The following is an 18,225-nucleotide window of genomic DNA, read 5'->3' on the forward strand; positions in this document are numbered from 1 at the left end:
CGGGGCGCTCGGGTCAGGACTGTTCGAGGTCGCGGTCGATGAGTTCGAAGATCTCCTCGTCGGACGCCGAGTCGATCGAGTCGTCGGCGGTGCCGCGTTCGCCGTGGTGCGTCCCGAGCAGTGCGGTCAGCCTCGCCACGACCTCGTTCCGCGAATCGGCGTGCAAGGGGAGCGTCGCCAGGACGTCTTCGAGATGGCTGAGCGCGGACAGCACGGACGTGGCGTCGCCGTCCCCGCCGATCAGCTCGGCGCGCAGGTGCGCGGCCATCTTGTGCGGCGTCGGGTGCTCGAAGACGAGGGTGGTGGGCAGCCGCAGGTCGGTCGCGGTGGCGAGCCGGTTGCGCAGCTCCACCGAGGTGAGCGAGTCGAAACCGAGCTCCAGGAACGGGCGATCGGCGGGGATGTCGTCGAAGCCGGTGTGCCCGAGAACGGCGGCGGCGTGCATCCGGACGACTTCCAGCACGGTGCGGTGCTGGTGCTGCTCGGGCATCCCCTGCAGCAGGGCGGTGAGCGGCTCGGCGTTCCGCGGCTGCGCCTCCCTGCGCTGCTCGGGGATTCGGTCGGCGAGCGACGCGGGGGCCTGCTGGCGCCGGAGCGCCTTCGGGTCGAGCTTGATGGGCAGCAGCATCGGCTCGGAACTGCCGAGCGCCTCCTCGAACAGGCGGATCCCGTCCTCTGGCTCGAACGGCAGGGCGCCCGTGTTCGCCATGCGTTGCTGGTCGGCATGCGTGAGGTGCTGGGTCATGCCGTCGCCGGTGTTCCAGGGGCCCCACGCGAGCGAGTGCGCGGGAAGCCCTTGGGCACGGCGGTATCGGGCGAAGACGTCGAGGAAGGTGTTGGCGGCGGCGTAGTTGGCCTGGCCGGGGTTGCCGAGGAATCCGGCGGCGGAGGAGTAGAGGGCGAAGAACGCGAGGTCCTGCCGCCGGGTGGCGTGATGCAGGTTCCAGGTCGAGTCCACTTTGGATTGCAAGACCGAGCTGAGCTGATCGGCGGTGAGCGCGTGCACCGGTGCGTCGCGGAGGACGCCTGCGGTGTGGACGACGCCGGTCAGCGGGTGTTCGGCGGGGATGCCGTCGACCAGCTCGGTGAGTTGGCGGGCATCGGTGACATCGCAGGCCGCGATGGTGACGGCGGCTCCGAGTGCGGTCAGCTCGCCGCGGAGGCTCTCGGCGTTGGACGCGGCCGGGCCCCGGCGGCCGGCGAGCAGGAGGTGGCAGCCGGGGTAGCGGGTGGCCAGGTGCCGGGCCACGACGCTGCCGAGTGAGCCGGTGCCGCCGGTGATGAGGATGGTGCCGCGCGGATCGGGTGCGGTGGGCATGGTGAGCGCGAGTTTGCCGGTGTGGCGGGCATTGCTGAGGTGCCGGAACGCCTCTGGCGCTCGGCGGATGTCCCACGTGGTCAGCGGTAGCGGGGTCAGGCGGCGTTGATCGAACAGATCGGTGAGATCGGTGAGCATGGCCTGCAGGTGGGCCGGGTCGACCTCGGTGAGGTTGAAGGTGTGGTAGTGCAGCCCGGGGTGTTCGGCCGGATCTCGGGGGTCGGTCTTGCCGAGTTCGATGAAGTGCCCACCGGGTGTGAGTAGCTCCAGTGAGGCGTCGAGGAGTTCTCCGGTGAGCGAGTTCAGGACGACGTCGACCGAGGGGAACTGTGTGGCGAAGTCCGGTGTGCGGGAGGATGCGATGTGATCTGCGGGGATGCCGAGTTCTCGTAGGGTTGCCCATTTGGTGGGGTGTGCGGTGGCGTAGATGTCGGCGCCGTAGTGCTGGAGCAGTTGGATGGCGGCCATGCCGACACCGCCTGCTGCGGCGTGCACGAGGACCTTCTGTCCTGGTTGGACTCCCACCAGGTGGTGGAGGGCGTGGTAGGTGGTGAGGAAGACCGCAGGAGCGGTGGCGGCCTGGGCGAAGCTCCACCCGTCGGGCACCGGCGCCAGGAGCCGGTGGTCGGTGATCGCGAGCGGCCCCATCGCTCCGGGCAGAAGGCCCCACACCCGGTCGCCGACCGACAGGTCGCCGACATCCCCGGCGATCTCGGTGATCACCCCGGCGCCCTCGATGCCCAGCGGCGGAGTGCCGGGGTACATGCCGAGGGTGTTGAGGACGTCGCGGAAGTTCACGCCGACCGCCCGCACCGCGACCCGGACCTGACCGGCCGCGAGCGCCGCCTCGGCCTCCGCGAACTCCGCGAGGTGGAGGTTGTCGATGCTGCCGCGCTCGGTCACGTCCAGCCGCCAAGCACCGCTCTTGGGCGGTGTCAGCTCCTGCCGGGAATCGGCGCGGCTCAAGCGGGGTGCGAACATCGCACCTCCCCGCAGCGCGAGCTGCCACGAGCCCGAGGCGATGGCCCTCCGCAGCAGATCCGGCACGTCCTGCTGGGAAAGATCGTCGGTGTCGACGAGCAGGATGCGGTCGGGGTGCTCGTTCTGGGCCACCCGCAGCAGGCCCCACAACGGCCCCGTGACCAGGTCCGGCGTCTCACCCGGGTGCACCGCCACCGCGCCTCGGGTCACCACCACCAGGTGGGTCGCCGACTGCTCCGGACCCGACAGCCACTCCTGCACCCGCCCCAGGACCTCCTGCGCCAGGCTCTCCACCCGGGCCGGAACGGACCCGCTGCCCGCAGGCGACCGGTAGTCGAGCACCAGCGCCTCGGGGGCCGCGTCGCCGGGTTCGGCGGAGTGCGGCACCCAGTCGACGTGGAACAGCTCGCCGCTGCGCCCGCCGGTCGACCGCCGAAGGGTCAACGACCCGATGGTCGCCACCGGACGCCCGGTGTGGTCGGCCATGGCGAGCGCCATGGTGTCCTCGCCGGTGTGGCGCAGCCGGACGCGAAGCCGCGAGGAACCGGCGAGGTGGAGGCGGACATCCGCCCAGGAGAAGACCAGTCGGGTTCGGCCGTCGCCCCGGTCGTCGCCGATGACGGCGGCGTGCTGCGTGGCGTCGAGGAGCGCGGGGTGGACCGTCCAGCCCTGCGCGCTGTTCTCGTCGGGCAATGCGACCTCGGCGTAGACGTCGTCGCCGAGCCGCCACGCGGAGTGCAGGCCGCGGAACGCCGGGCCGTAGTCGAAGCCCTGCCCGGCGAGCACGTCGTACAGATCGCCGACGTCGACGGCGACCGCACCCTCCGGAGGCCAGACCGTCAGGTCCGGGGCGTCGTCGCCCTCGGCGCTGCTGGCGGTGGCGGTCGCGTGGCGGGTCCACGACTCGCCCTCGCCGCGTGAATGGATCGACAGGCTCCGCCGGCCGTCGTCGTCAACGGCCGTGGCGGTCACGTGGAGCGCGATGTGGCCGTGCTCCCGGAGTTCGAGGGGCGTGAGGACGGTGAGGTCGTCCAGTTGATGCCCGAGCTCGGTGGCGACGTGGAGCGCCATGTCGAGGAACGCGGTGCCGGGCAGCAGGACGGCGCCCTGGACGGCGTGGTCGGCGAGCCAGGGGTGGTCGTCGAGCGAGACGCGCCCGGTGAAGATCACCTCGCCGGTGTCGGGGACATCGGTGCGCGCGGACAGCAGCGGGTGCCCGCTGCTGTCCAGCCCGAGCATCTCGGGCCTTCCGGCGGAAGCCGTCGGGCTGAGCCAGTACCGCTGGCGCTGGAAGGCGTAGGTGGGCAGGTCGAAGGTCCGGGCCGGGGGCAGGAGGGTGGCCCAGCGCGGGCTGAGTCCGGTGGTGTGCGCGCAGGTCAGGGCCGTGAGGTACGCGGTGGTGTCGTCCGTGCCGGGCTCGAGGGTGGCGTGGCCGGGCGTGTCGTGGGTGGTCCGCGCGAGGGTGGAGAGCGTGGTGTCGGGCCCGAGCTCGATGTGGTGCGTGACGGTGTGGTTCTGGTGCAGCCAGGTGAGCGCGGGGTGGAACCGGACGGCCCGCCGGATCTGGCGGGCCCAGTAGGCCGGTGTCGCGATGTCGTCGGTGGTCGTCCCGGTGACGGTGGAGATGATCGGGATCGTCGGCGGGTGGAAGGTCAGCGCCTGGGCGGTCTGTTCGAGCGCGTCGACCAGCGGCTCGCAGTGGGGCGAGTGGAAAGCGCGGCTGGTGTGCAGTTCCCGGGTGGTGCGGCCTTGATCCCGCCAGCGTTCGGTGATGGCCCGCACCGGTCCGGGGTCGCCGGAGATCACGGTGGACTGCGGGCTGTTGATCGCGGCGATGGACACGCCGCTGTCCGGGTCGAGGAGTTCCGGGTGGGCAGCGGTGAGCTCGTCTTCGCCGGCCTGGATGCTCGCCATGACCCCGGTGCTGGGCAGGGTGCGCATCAGCTGAGCCCGCGCGGCCAGCAGGCGCGCTGCGTCGGGGAGGGTGAGTACGCCTGCGAGGTGGGCGGCGGTGAGTTCGCCGATGGAGTGGCCGATGAGGTAGTCGGGGGTGATGCCGTGGTGTTCGAGCAGTCGGAACAAGGCGATCTGCAGTGCGAACAGCGCCGGCTGTGCGATCAGTGTGTCTTCGACTTCGTCGGGGTTGCCGTGGAAGACGATGTCGGTGAGTGGCCGGTCCAGTCCGAGCAGCGGGTCGAGGTGTGCGCATGCTTCGTCCCAGGCTTCGGCGAACACGGGGAACGCCTCGTGCAGGCCGCGTCCCATGCCGGGGCGTTGGCTGCCTTGCCCGGACAGCAGCATCGCCACGTGGTTGCGGCGGGTCGTGGCCAAGCCGCGGATGATCCCGTCCGCGTCCCGGCCACGGGCCAGATCATCCAGCCCTGCCAGCAATTCCTCGCGGTCGGAGCCCACGATCGCGGCGCGGCGCTCGAAGGCGGCCCGGGTGGTGGCCAGTGACCAGGCGACCTCGGCGGGCGTCCAGTCGTCCCGTTCGTGGAGCTGGTCGTGCAGCCGTTGTGCTTGTGCTGTCAGGGCGTCCGGTGTCTTCGCGGAGATCATCCACGGGACCTGAACCGAGTCCGTGACGTCCTGTGTGGACTCCTTCGGTGGTGCTTGTTCGAGGATGAGGTGTGCGTTGGTGCCGGAAACGCCGAAGGACGAGACCGCGGCACGGCGCGGCCGGTCGCCTTCCGGCCAGGACCGGGACTCCGTGAGCAGCGCGAGCGCGCCGCTGCTCCAGTCGACGTGGGTCGACGGTTCGTCGGCGTGGAGCGTGGCGGGCAGCTGGTCGTGCCGGAGGGACTGGATCATCTTGATGACGCCTGCGACGCCTGCGGCTGCTTGGGTGTGGCCAATGTTGGATTTCAGCGATCCCAGCCACAAGGGGTGTTCGGCGGTGTGGTGCTGGCCGTAGGTGGCCAGGAGCGCTTGGGCTTCGATGGGGTCGCCCAGCGATGTCCCGGTTCCGTGGGCTTCGACGGCGTCGATGTCGGCGGGGGTAAGTCCGGAGTTGGCGAGTGCTTGCTGGATGACGCGTTCCTGCGACGGACCGTTGGGCGCGGTGAGACCGTTGCTGGCGCCGTCCTGGTTGATCGCGCTGCCGCGGATCACGGCCAGCACGCGGTGACCGTTGCGCTGGGCGTCCGAGAGTCGCTCCAGCATCACGACCCCGACGCCTTCCGACCAGGTGGTGCCGTCCGCTGCGGCGGAGAACGCCTTGCAGCGCCCATCCCGCGCCAGGCCCCGTTGCCGGCTGAACTCCAGGAAGATGCCCGGAGCCGCCATGATCGTCACCCCGCCGGCCAGCGCCAGTCTCGCCTCGCCGGAGCGCAGCGACTGGCACGCGAGGTGCATCGCCACCAGCGACGACGAGCAGGCGGTGTCCACTGTGACCGCCGGGCCTTCCAGCCCGAGGGTGTAGGCGACCCGCCCCGACATGACGCTCGGCGTCGTGCCCGTGAGCGCGTGCCCGGAGGAATCCGGCGCCACCTGGTGCAGCGGCGGACCGTAGTCCTGCGCGGTCGCACCGACGAAAGTGCCAGTGGCGGTGCCGCGGAGCGTTGCTGGATCGATTCCGGCGTGCTCGATCGCTTCCCACGTGGTTTCGAGGAGCAGGCGCTGCTGGGGATCCATGGCGAGCGCCTCGCGCGGGCTGATGCCGAAGAACGCCGGATCGAACTCCGCCGCGTCCAGCAGGAATCCGCCCTGCCGGCAGTACGTCGTCCCCGGGTTGTCGGGATCGGGGTGGAAGAGGCGCTGGAGGTCCCAGCCGCGGTTCGCCGGGAAGTCCGAGATCGCGTCCGTGGCGGAGGCGACCAGGTCCCAGAGCTGGTCCGGCGATGCGACACCGCCCGGCAGCCGGCACGCCATGCCGACGACCGCGATCGGCTCGCGCTCGTCGACCTGCGCGGAGTCCGGTGTGGACCGTGCGCTCGGCTCGCCCAGCAGCAGTTCCAGCAGGTGGTCCGCGAGCTGGGTGGGCGTGGGGTGGTCGTAGACGAGGGTGGCGGGGAGGGAGAGCCGGGTGGTGGCGGCGAGTTGGTTGCGGAGCTGGATCGCGGTGACGGAGTCGTAGCCGATCTGCTGGAACGTGTGGTGGGCGGGGATCGAGTCGGGATCGGCGTAGTCGAGGACGGCGGCGGCGTGCCGGATGACGTGGTCGATGAGGTGGGTGTGCCGTTGGTGCGCGGGAAGCTGGGCGAGCTCCTGGCGAAGCTTGGCGGTCGATGTCGTATCGCCCTTGGGGCGGCGGATGTCCTCGCTCTCCGCCATGCGGGTGGTGGTCGGTGCGAGCCAGAACCGTTCGCGCTGGAACGGGTACGTGGGGAGGGCGATGCGCTCGCGTGCGGGCAGGACGGCCTGCCATGCGATGGGTGTGCCGTTGGCCCAGAGGTGCGCGGCGTTGGCGAGGAGCGTGTCCGTGCTGGGGTGGTCGCGGTGCAGCGTGGTCGCGCTGGTCGCGTCGGCGGCGATGGTGTTGATGTGGTGCGTCAGCGTGGGGTGCGGGCTGGGTTCGAGGTAGGTGTGGTGCCCGGAGGCGTTCAGCCGCGTGATGGTGCGGTGGAATTCGACGGTGGTGGCGAGGTTGGTGTACCAGTACTCGGCGTCGAGTCCGGTGGTGTCGTGCGCCTCGCCGGTGACGGTGGAGTGGAACGGGATTTCGGCGGCTTTCGGAGTGAGTCCGGCGAGTCGTTCCAGCAGTGGTTGTCGGAGGGTTTCGACGTGGTGGCTGTGGGAGGCGTAGTCCACCGGTAGCACGCGGGATCGCACACCTCGGTCGGTGAGCGTGGCGTGGAGGCTGTGGATGGCGTCGGTGTCGCCGGAGAGGACGGTGGCGGTGGGGCTGTTGATCGCGGCGATGGAGACCCGTTCGTCGAGGTGGGGCTGGAGGTCGTCGACGCAGAGTGCGGTGGAGAGCATGCTGCCGTGTCCGGCGAGGTGGGTGTGGATGAGCTGGGATCGCAGGGCGACGACGCGTGTGGCTTGGTCGAGGTCGAGTGCGCCTGCGATGTGCGCGGCGGCGATTTCTCCTTGGGAGTGGCCGACGACGGCGGCTGGTCGGACCCCATGGGATTGCCAGACCCGGGTCAGGGAGACCATGACGGCGAACAGCGCGGGTTGGATGACATCGACCCGAGCCAAGGCGTCGCCGTTGCGGAGCAGGTCGGTCACCGACCAGTCCTGATATCTCGACAACGCTTGGTCGCATTCGGTCATGGCGGCGGCGAACACCGGGCTGGTGTCGAGCAGTTCGCGGCCCATGCCGGGCCATTGGCCGCCCTGGCCGGGGAAGACCAGCACCACGCGGTCCGGATCCGGCGTCATGGGGCCGGTGCGCTGCATGATCCGGGGGGAGACCTCGCCGCGGGCAAAGGCGTGCAGCTCGTTCAGCAGCTCGTCCCGGTCGCGCCCGAGGACCACTGCTCGGTGTTCGAGCGCGGCACGGGTGGTGGCCAGCGACCATGCCACGTTCGAAGGCGTCCAACCGGAGTCCCGCGCCAAGTGGTCGTGCAGCCGTGCTGCTTGCGCCGCGAGGGCCTCGGGCGTCCTGGCGGAGACCACCCACGGAACCAGATCACCAGTACCGACGACCTCCGCACGTTCGCTGTCCTGTGTGGACTCTTCTGCTGGTGCCTGTTCGAGGATGAGGTGTGCATTGGTGCCGGAGACGCCGAAGGAGGAGACGGCGGCGCGGCGTGGCCGGTCGGCTTCCGGCCACGGCTGTGGCTCGGTGAGTAGCGCGAGTGTGCCGCTGCTCCAGTCGATGTGCGGTGAGGGTTCGTCGGCGTGCAGCGTTGCGGGCAGTTCGTCGTGGTGGAGTGCCTGCACCATTTTGATGACACCAGCAACGCCCGCGGCGGCCTGGGTGTGGCCGATGTTGGACTTCAGCGACCCGAGCCACACCGGTCGTTCGGCGGTGTGGTGCTGGCCGTAGGTGGCCAGTAGTGCTTGGGCTTCGATGGGGTCGCCCAGCGATGTCCCGGTTCCGTGGGCTTCGACGGCGTCGATGTCGGCGGGGGTGAGTCCGGCGTTGGCGAGTGCTTGCTGGATGACGCGTTCCTGCGATGGCCCGTTGGGCGCGGTGAGGCCGTTGCTGGCGCCGTCCTGGTTCACCGCGCTACCGCGGATCACGGCGAGAACGCGGTGACCATTGCGCTGCGCGTCGGAGAGGCGTTCCAGCGCTACGACCCCGGCGCCTTCGGCCCAGCTGGTTCCGTCTGCGTCGGCGGAGAACGCCTTGCAGCGGCCGTCCTGCGCGAGCCCGCGCTGGCGGCTGAACTCGATGAACATGCCGGGCGTGGCCATCACGGTCACCCCGCCGGCCAGCGCCAGGCCCGACTCGCCCGACCGCAGCGACTGGCAGGCCAGGTGCATCGCCACCAGCGACGACGAGCACGCGGTGTCCACTGTGACCGCCGGGCCTTCCAAGCCCAGCAGGTACGCCACGCGCCCCGAGATCGCGCTGGAGGTCGTGCCGGTCAGGACGTGCCCTTCCACGTCCTCCGCCGCGTTGTGCAGTCGTGCCCCGTAGTCCTGCGGGATCGCTCCGACGAAGACGCCGGTCGGGCTGCCGCGCAGTTCGTCGGGGTCGATTCCCGCGTTTTCCAGGACTTCCCAAGTGGTTTCCAGCAGGAGCCGCTGCTGGGGGTCCATGGCGAGCGCTTCGCGCGGGCTGATGCCGAAGAACGCCGGGTCGAACTGGTCGGCGTCGTGCAGGAATCCGCCATGGCGCGCGTACGACTTCCCCGACGCGTCGGGGTCCGGGTCGAAGAGGTCGTCCAGGTTCCAGCCGCGGTTGGTGGGGAAGCCGGAGATGGCGTCGGCACCGGACGCGACCAGCTGCCACAGTTCGTCCGGCGAATGCACGCTGCCGGGAAGCCGGCAGGCCATGCCGACGATGGCGATCGGCTCGTCGTCGGCGCGCCGCGTCGTCCTCGGACCGGGCCGGGTCTTCGGGCGATCGGCCAGCAGGAGGGTGCCCAGCCGGTCGGACAGCGCCCAGGGCGTGGGGTGGTCGAAGATCAGTCCGGGCGGCAGGGAAAGCCGGGTGGCGGCGGCGAGCCGGTTCCGCAGCTCCACCGAGGTCAACGAGTCGAATCCCAGGCTCTTGAAGCTCGACCGCGAGTCGATGCTCGCCGGATCGGAGTGACCCAGAACCGCAGCGGCGTGGGCTTGGACGAGCTCCAGCACCACGCGGTGGCGCTGCGCCTCGGGAACGGCCGCCAAACGACCGGCCAACGACGACGGTGCCGCCGCCCGCCGCGTTCGGGTCCGGCCGGGAGTCAGGTCGCTCAGCAACGCGACCGGCCGGCTCTTGCTGTCGAGGCGGAGCGGCACCAGGTACGGGTCCGGGCTGCCGCCGGCTTGGTCGAACAGGCGGAGGGCCTCGTCCGGATCGAGGAAGTGCATCCCGATGTCCGCCATGCGCTCCCGCTCGCCGCGGGTGAGGTGCTGCGTCATGCCGCGGTCGGTGCTCCAAGGGCCCCAGGCGAGCGAGTGCGCGGGAAGCCCTTGGGCGTGGCGGTGTTGGGCGAGGGCGTCGAGGAAGGTGTTGGCGGCGGCGTAGTTGGCCTGGCCGGGGTTGCCGAGCAGTGCGGCGGCGGAGGAGTAGAGGGCGAAGAACGCGAGATCGTGCTGCTGCGTGGCGTGGTGCAGGTTCCAGGAAGAGTCCACTTTGGAGTTCAGCACCGCGGCGAGCTGCTCGGCGGTGAGCGCGTGTACCGGGGCGTCGTGGAGGGCGCCGGCGGCGTGGACGACCCCGGTGAGCGGCCGGTCGTCCGGGATGGTGTCGAGAAGTCGTTGCACGGCAACGGAATCGGCGAAGTCGCAGGACTTGATGCTGACGTCCGCCCCGAGGGCTCGCAGCTCGTCGCGGAGCTGTGCCGCCCCCGGTGCGGCTGGGCCTTGGCGGCTGGCCAGGAGGAGGTGCGCTGGGTGTTGTGCGGCGAGGTGCCGGGCGAGGACGCTGCCGAGGGAGCCGGTGCCGCCGGTGATGAGGATGGTGCCGTGGGGTTCGGGTGGGGTGGGGATGGTGAGCGCGAGTTTGCCGGTGTGGCGGGCGTTGCTGAGGTGCCGGAAGGCGTCTGGGGCTTGCCGGATGTCCCACGCGGTCACCGGCAACGGAGCTAGGGCACCGCTGGCGAATAGGCGGATGAGGTCGCCGAGCATGGCCTGGAGGTGGTCGGGGTCGACCTCGGTGAGGTCGAAGGCGTGGTAGTGGAGCCCGGGGTGTTCGGCGGGGTTGCGGGGGTCGGTTTTGCCGAGTTCGATGAAGTGCCCGCCCTCGTTGAGCAGGTCGAGTGAGGCGTCGAGGAGTTCTCCGGTGAGTGAGTTCAGCACGACGTCGACTGAGGGGAATTGTGTGGCGAAGTCCGGTGTGCGGGAGGATGCGATGTGATCTGCGGGGATGCCGAGTTCTCGTAGGGTTGCCCATTTGGTGGGGTGTGCGGTGGCGTAGATGTCGGCGCCGTAGTGCTGGAGGAGCTGGATGGCGGCCATGCCGACGCCGCCTGCTGCGGCGTGCACGAGCACGCGCTGCCCGAGCTGGACCCGTGCGAGGTGGTGGAGCGCGTGGTACGCGGTGAGGAACACCGCGGGCATGGCCGCGGCCTGGGCGAACGTCCAGTCCCGCGGTACGCGGGCGAACACCCGGTGATCGCCGACCGCGAGCGGGCCCATCGCGCCGGGCAGCATGCCCGCGACCCGGTCGCCGACCGACAGGCGATCGACATCGGGGGCGGCCTCGGTGACGACACCGGCGACCTCGATGCCCAGCGGCGGGGTGCCGGGGTACATGCCGAGGGCGTTGAGGACGTCGCGGAAGTTCAGCCCGACGGCCCGCACCGCAACCCTGACCTGACCAGCCGAAAGCGGCTCCTCGGCTTCCTCGAATGCCGCCAGTTGGAGGTTGTCGATGCTGCCGCGGTCGGTCACGTCCAACCGCCACGCGCGGCCCTCGGGCGGGGTGAGGACCTCCTGGGTGCGCGTCAGCCGGGGCGCGAACACCGAATCGCCGCGCACCGCGATCTGCGATTCGCCCTGGCGCAGGGCAGCGCCGACGACTTGCCGCAGCCCGTCGTGATCGGTGTGCGCGTCGGCATCGACGAGCAGGATCCGGTCGGGGTGCTCGTTCTGCGCCACCCGCAGCAGGCCCCACAGCGGGCCGGTGACCAGGTCCGGAACCTCTCCCGGCTGCACCGCCACCGCGCCCCGCGTCACCAGCGCCAGACGCGTCTCCGCCCCGTCCGACAACCAGCTCTGCACCTGGTCCAGCGCTTCCCGGGTGACTCGCGCAACGGACGCCGGGACGTCCTCGGACGGCTCGATCGCGCGGAAGTCGGCCAGCACCACATCGGGGCGCGGATCGCCGCTCTCCGCGTGCAGATCCGCGTTCAGCTGCGTCCACTTCAGACGGAGCAGCTCGGCGTCCCGGCCGCCGGTGGTCGTGGCCGGCCGCAGGGTCAGGGCCTCGACCTCGGCCACGGGATCGCCGGTCTCGTCCGCGGCGGCGATGCGGATCGTGCCGGAACCGACCGGCCGGATGCCGACCCGGAGACGCTGCGCGCCCCGCTGGTGGAGCCGGATTCCGCTCCAGGAGAAGGGAAGGAGCGCGTCGTGGGAGTCGCCGAGCCTCGGCAGCAGGGCCGCCTGGACCGCCGGATCGAGCAGTGCGGGGTGGATCGCCCAGCCGCCTGCGCCGGCCTCTTCGGGCAAGGTGACCTCGGCGTACAGGTCGTCGCCGTCCTCCCACAGGGCTCGGAGCCCCTGGAACGCGGGCCCGTAGTCGAGGCCGTGGTCGCCGAAGATGTCGTACGCATCGGACAGATCCACCGGCGTGGCGTGCTCCGGCGGTGTGGTCTCCGGGAAGTCACCGCGAGGACGTTGCGCGTCGACGCTCAGAACACCCGCAGCGTGCTGGACCCAGTCCTGGGCTTCGTCGTCGGCCGACTCGCGGGAGTGGATGGTGACATCGCGATTTCCGGACTCGCTCTCCGGCGCGATCGCCAGGCGCAGCGCGAGGTGCCCGTGGGCGGGCAGCGCGAGCGGTGTGTGGAGGGTGAGTTCTGCGACGGCGCAGCCGACTTGCGCGGCCGCGTGCAACGTCATGTCGAGTAGCGCGGTGCCTGGGAGCAGCACGGTGTCCTGGACGACGTGGTCGGCCAGCCAAGGCTGCGTTTCGAGTGAGATCCGCCCGGTGAAGACCGTCTCGCCGGTCTGCGGCATGTCGACGCGTGCGGCGAGCAGCGGGTGCCCGGTGCTCGCCAGCCCCAGCACCTCGGGGCGTCCGGCCGACCGTTCCGCGTTCAGCCAGTACCGCTGGTGCTGGAAGGCGTAGGTGGGGAGGTCGATGGTCCGGCTCGGCGGGAGGAGCGCGGGCCAGCGGACCGGGAGGCCCGTGGCGTGGGCACCGGCGAGGGCGGTGACGTAGGCGGTCGCGTCGTCGGTACCGGGGCGCAAGGCGGGGTGGCCCGGTGTGTCGTACGTGGTGCGCGCGAGGGTGGTGAGGGTCGCGTCGGGCCCGAGCTCCAGATGATGGGTGACGTTGTGGTGCTCGTGGAGCCAGGCGAGGGCGGGCGCGAAGCGGACCGGCCGACGTACCTGGCGTGCCCAGTAGGCCGGGGTGGTGAGCTCGTCGGTGACGGTCCCGGTGACGGTGGAGATGATCGGGATCTTCGGCGGGTGGAAGGTCAGCTCGCGGGCGATGCGTTCGAGCTCGTCGAGCAGCGGCTCGCAGTGCGGCGAGTGGAAAGCGCGGCTGGTGTGCAGGTCCCGGACGGTGCGGCCCTGACCGCGCCAGTGCTCGCCGATGGCGTGGACGGCGTCGGGATCACCGGAGACGACGGTCGACTGCGGGGCGTTGACCGCGGCGATCGAGACGCCGCTGCGCGGGTCGAGGAGTTCGGGGTGCGCGTCGAGTAGTTCCTGCTCCGCTGCCTGGATCCCGGCCATGACCCCGTGCGCGGGGAGGGCCTGCATCAACCGGGCCCGCCCCGCGAGCAGGGCGGCGGCGTCGGGCAGGGAGAACACCCCGGAGAGGTGCGCGGCGGTGAGCTCGCCGACGGAATGGCCGATGAGGTGGTCCGGCACGATGCCGTGGTGTTCGAACAGCCGGAACAACGCGACCTGCAGCGCGAACAGCGCAGGCTGAGCGACCAGCGTTTGTTCCACCTCGGCGTCATCGCCGTGGAACACGATGTCGGTGAGCGGGCGGTCCAGGCCCAGCAGCGGGTCCAGGTGCGCGCACGCTTCGTCCCAGGCGCGGGCGAACACCGGGAACGCCTCGTGCAGCCCACGGCCCATGCCGGGACACTGGCTTCCCTGGCCGGACAGCAGCATGGCGAGGCTCGGCTGATCTGCGGCGATGCCTTGAACGATGTCCGAAGCGTCCCCGGAACGAGCGAGGGTTTCCAGTCCCGCCAACAATTCCTCGCGGCCGGTGCCGACGATCGCAGCCCGGTGCGCGAAGGCGGTGCGGGTGGTGACCAGCGATCGAGCCACCTCGGCCGGCGTCCAGTCGTCCCGGTCGCCGAGGTGGGAAAGCAAGCCTTTTGCTTGCGAGGCAAGAGCTTCCGGCGTTTTCGCGGAGATCAACCACGGCACGGCGCCCGAATCCGCGGTCGAGATCGGAGTGTCCGCTGTGGATTCCGCAGTCGGCGGCTGTTCGAGGATGAGATGTGCGTTGGTGCCGGAGATGCCGAACGACGAGACGGCGGCGCGACGCGGCCGTTCGCCCTCGCGCCACGGCCGAGGTTGATCGAGCAGTGCGACGGCGCCGCTGCTCCAGTCGACGTGGGGTGACGGCTCGCCGGCGTGCAGCGTGGCGGGCAGCTCTTCGTGGTGGAGCGCCTGCACCATCTTGATGACGCCGGCGACACCGGCAGCCGCTTGGGTGTGGCCGATGTTGGACTTCAGCGATCCCAGCCACACCGGCTGTTCGGGGCTGTGGTGCTTGCCGTAGGTGGCGAGCAGTGCTTGGGCTTCGATCGGATCGCCCAACGCCGTGCCCGTGCCGTGGGCCTCCACGGCATCGACGTCGGCGGGCGTGAGCCCGGCATTGGCCAAGGCCCGCAGGATCACCCGCTCCTGGGCAAGCCCGCTCGGCGCGGTCAGGCCGTTGCTGGCGCCGTCCTGGTTGATCGCGCTTCCCCGGATCACCGCCAGGACCCGGTGGCCGTTGCGCACGGCCTCCGACAGGCGCTCCAACACCACCACGCCGACGCCCTCGGCCCAGCTGGTTCCGTCGGCGTCGGCGGAGAACGCCTTGCAGCGCCCGTTCTGCGCGAGCCCGCGCTGGCGGCTGAACTCGATGAACATGCCGGGCGTGGCCATCACGGTCACCCCGCCGGCCAGCGCCAGGCCCGACTCGCCCGACCGCAGCGATTCGCAGGCCAGGTGCATCGCCACCAGCGACGACGAGCACGCGGTGTCCACTGTGACCGCCGGCCCGTGCAAGCCCAGGGAGTAGGCGATCCGCCCGGACAGGATGCTCGGCGTGGTGCCCGTCAGCGCATGCCCCTCGCCGGACTGGTCCAGGCGAGGCCCGTAGTCCTGCGCGGTCGCGCCGACGAACGTCCCGGTCGACGTGCCGCGCAGCGCCGCCGGATCGATCCCGGCGCGCTCCAGCGCCTCCCACGACGTTTCCAGCAGCAGCCGCTGCTGGGGGTCCATCGCCAGCGCTTCGCGCGGACTGATGCCGAAGAAGGCCGGATCGAAGGCCGCCGCGTCGTGCAGGAATCCGCCCTGCCGGGCGTAGGACTTGCCGGCCGCGTCCGGATCCGGGTCGAAGAGGGCGTCCAGGTCCCAGCCGCGATCGGTGGGGAACCCGGAGATCGCGTCCGCACCGGAGGTGACGAGTCGCCACAGGTCCTCCGGCGACCGCGCGCCACCGGGCAGGCGGCAGGCCATGCCGACGATCGCGATCGGCTCATCGCCGGCCGACGTGCCGACCGCGGTCGGCTCCCCACCACCGGCCCCGGCGAGCTCCGCGCGCAGGTGATCGGCCAGTTCGACGGGCGTCGGGTAGCTGTAGAGCGCCGCGGTCGTCAGCCGGAGCCCGGTGGCGGCGGAGAGGCGGTCGCGCAGCTCCACCGTCCCGAGCGAGTCGAAGCCGAGCTCGCGGAGCGTGCGTCGCGGCTCGACGTCCTCGGGCGAGGAATGCCCCAGGATGACGGCGGCCTGGGAGCGCACGAGCTCCAGCGGGTCCAGCTCGCTCTTGGTCCCGGGTGCCGCGACCGCCTCGTCGTCGGTCGCCTCCTCGTCCAGCCAGTACCGCCGCCGCTGGAAGGCGTAGGTCGGCAGGTCGACCCGCCGGCCTGCGGGCAGCACAGCCGTCCAGTCGACGGGAACGCCGGTCGTGTGCGCGCGGGCGAGGCAGGTCAGCACGCTCTCGGGTTCCGGAAGATCCGGGTGCAGCACCGGGATGGCCGGGAGCTCGCCGTGCACCTCGCGCGCGAGCGTCGTGAGGGTCGTACCCGGGCCGAGTTCCAGGTGGTGGGTCGCTTCGTGGTTGCGGTGGAGCCAGGCCAGCGCCGGGTGGAACCGGACGGGATCGCGCAGCTGGCGCACCCAGTAGCCCGGCGTCGTGATCGCATCGCTGCGATCGCCGGTCAGGGTCGAGATGATCGGGATGCCCGGCCGGTGGTAGGTGAGCTGTGACGCGGTCGACTCGAACTCGTCGAGGATCGCGTCGCAGTGCGGTGAGTGGAAGGCACGGCTGGTGCGCAGCCACCGGACGTGGCGGCCCGCCTGGCGCCAATGCCGCAGGATCGCGTCCACCGGCTCGAGCTCACCGGAGATCACCGTGCTGTCCGGCGCGTTGAGCGCCGCGATGGCTACGGTGCTCGCCGGGTCGGCGAGTTCGGGGTGGGACCGGGTGAGTTCGGCTTCGGTCGCCTGCACGGCGGCCATGACGCCGGAGGCGGGCAGCGACTGCATGAGGCGCGCGCGGGCGGCGACCAGCGTCGCCGCGTCGGGCAAGGTGAGGATGCCGGAGACGTGTGCCGCGCTCAGCTCGCCCACGGAGTGGCCGATGAGGAAGTCGGCGCCGATGCCGTGCGCTTCGAACAGCCGGAACAGCGCGACCTGGAGCGCGAACAGGGCGGGCTGCGCGATGAGCGTCTCGTTCAGGGCGTCCTGGCTGCCCGCGAAGACGACCTCGGTGAGCGGGCGGTCCAGGCCGAGCAGCGGATCGACGTGCTCGCACACCTCGTCCCACGCTTCGGCGAATTCGGGAAAGGCGCGGTGGAGTTCGCGTCCCATGCCGGCTCGTTGGCTGCCCTGGCCGGAGAACAGCATCGCGACGCCGATGCCGCTCGCCGCCACGCCGCGCACGAGCCCCGGACCTTCGCAGCCCCGCGCGAGTTCTTCCAGCCGGGCGAGCAGTTCTTCTTCGTCGCGGCCGAGGATCGCGGCGCGCTGCGCGTGCTGGCTCCGCGTGGTCGCCAGCGACCATGCCACGTCGGACGGAGACCACTCCCGGTGCTCGCGGAGGTGTGCGTGCAGCCGGGCCGCCTGCGCGCGCAGCGCTTCCGGGGTCTTCCCCGAAACCAGCCAGGGCGCGGTGCCGGTGATGTCGCCGGGCTCGCCGGTCTTGGTGGCGGGCGGCTCCGTCACGACGAGGTGGCAGTTCGTGCCGCCCATGCCGAAGGAACTCGCGCCCGCCGTCAGCGGCCGGTCCGGCCGGGGCCACGGCCCGAGTTCCCGCTGGACCGCCAGGTTCAGGGAATCCAGCGGAATAGCGGGATTCGGCGTCTCGAAGTTGAGGCTCGGCGGCAGCATGCGGTGCCGGATGGCCAGCGCCACCTTGAGCAGGCCGACGATGCCCGCAGCGCCCTCCAGGTGCCCGACGTTCGTCTTGGCGGAGCCGACCGGCAGGGGAGAGCCGGGCGGCCGGACGGAGCCCAGCGCCGCGCCGAGCGCCGAGGCCTCCACCGGATCGCCCACCTTCGTGCCCGTGCCGTGCAGCTCGACGTACTGCACCTCTGCCGGGTCCACACCGGACGCCGCGTACGCCGCGCGGATGACTTCCCGCTGTGCCAACGAATCGGGCACCGTCAGGCCGTCGCTCGCGCCGTCGTTGTTGACCGCTCCGCCGCGGATCACGCAGTAGATCGGATCGCCGTCGGCCACCGCCCGCGCCAGCGGCTTGAGGACGACCACGCCGCCGCCTTCGCCGCGCACGTATCCGTTGGCGCGGGCGTCGAAGGTGTAGCAGCGGCCGTCCGGCGACAGGCCGCCGAACTCCTCCACGCACTCCGAGCTCTCCGGAGCGAGGATGAGGTTCACGCCGCCCGCCAGCGCCAGATCGGTCTCCCCGGACCGCAGGTTCTCGCAGGCGAGGTGCACGGCCACCAGCGACGACGACTGCGCGCTGTCGACGACCATGCTCGGGCCGCGCAGCCCCAGGGCGTACGACACGCGATTCGCGATGATGCCGCGCTGCAGGCCGGTCGAGGTGTGCCGGTCGATCGCCCGCGGCGCGCGGCGGTGCAGCAGGGTCGCGTAGTCGTCGGCCGAGCACCCGAGGAACACGCCGGCCCGGCTGCCCCGGATCCGGTCCGCGACGAACCCGGCGTCTTCGAGCGCCTCCCAGGCCAGCTCCAGGGCCAGCCGCTGCTGGGGATCCATCGCACGGGCCTCGCGCGGCGAGATGCCGAAGAAGTCGGCGTCGAAGCCGTCGACGCGATCGAGGAACCCGCCCCGGCGGGTGGCCCCGGACGCATCGGGGCCGCAGCGGTCGGCGGGGGCGTCGGCGATCGCGCTGCCGCCGTCCCGCAGCAGCCGCCACAACGCGCGCATGTCCGCTGCCTTCGGGAGCCGACATGCGGCGCCGATGACGGCGATCCCGTCATCGGCGGCCGAACGATCTCCTATTCCTGCGCGGTCAGATCCGGGTACCAAGTGAACTCCCTGTCGGCTCGTTCAAC

At 71.3% G+C, this 18,225-nt stretch carries 1 protein-coding gene; it reads right to left on the reverse strand.

The genetic code is table 11. The features are described from left to right. Positions 1-13: 13 nt before the first annotated feature. On the reverse strand, positions 14-18,199 hold the full coding sequence (locus tag ACWEV3_RS08025) for a type I polyketide synthase (protein WP_452613173.1): 18,186 nt from the start codon (positions 18,197-18,199) through the stop codon (positions 14-16). Positions 18,200-18,225: the final 26 nt, after the last annotated feature.

It is taken from the genome of Saccharopolyspora sp. NPDC003752, assembly GCF_053605825.1.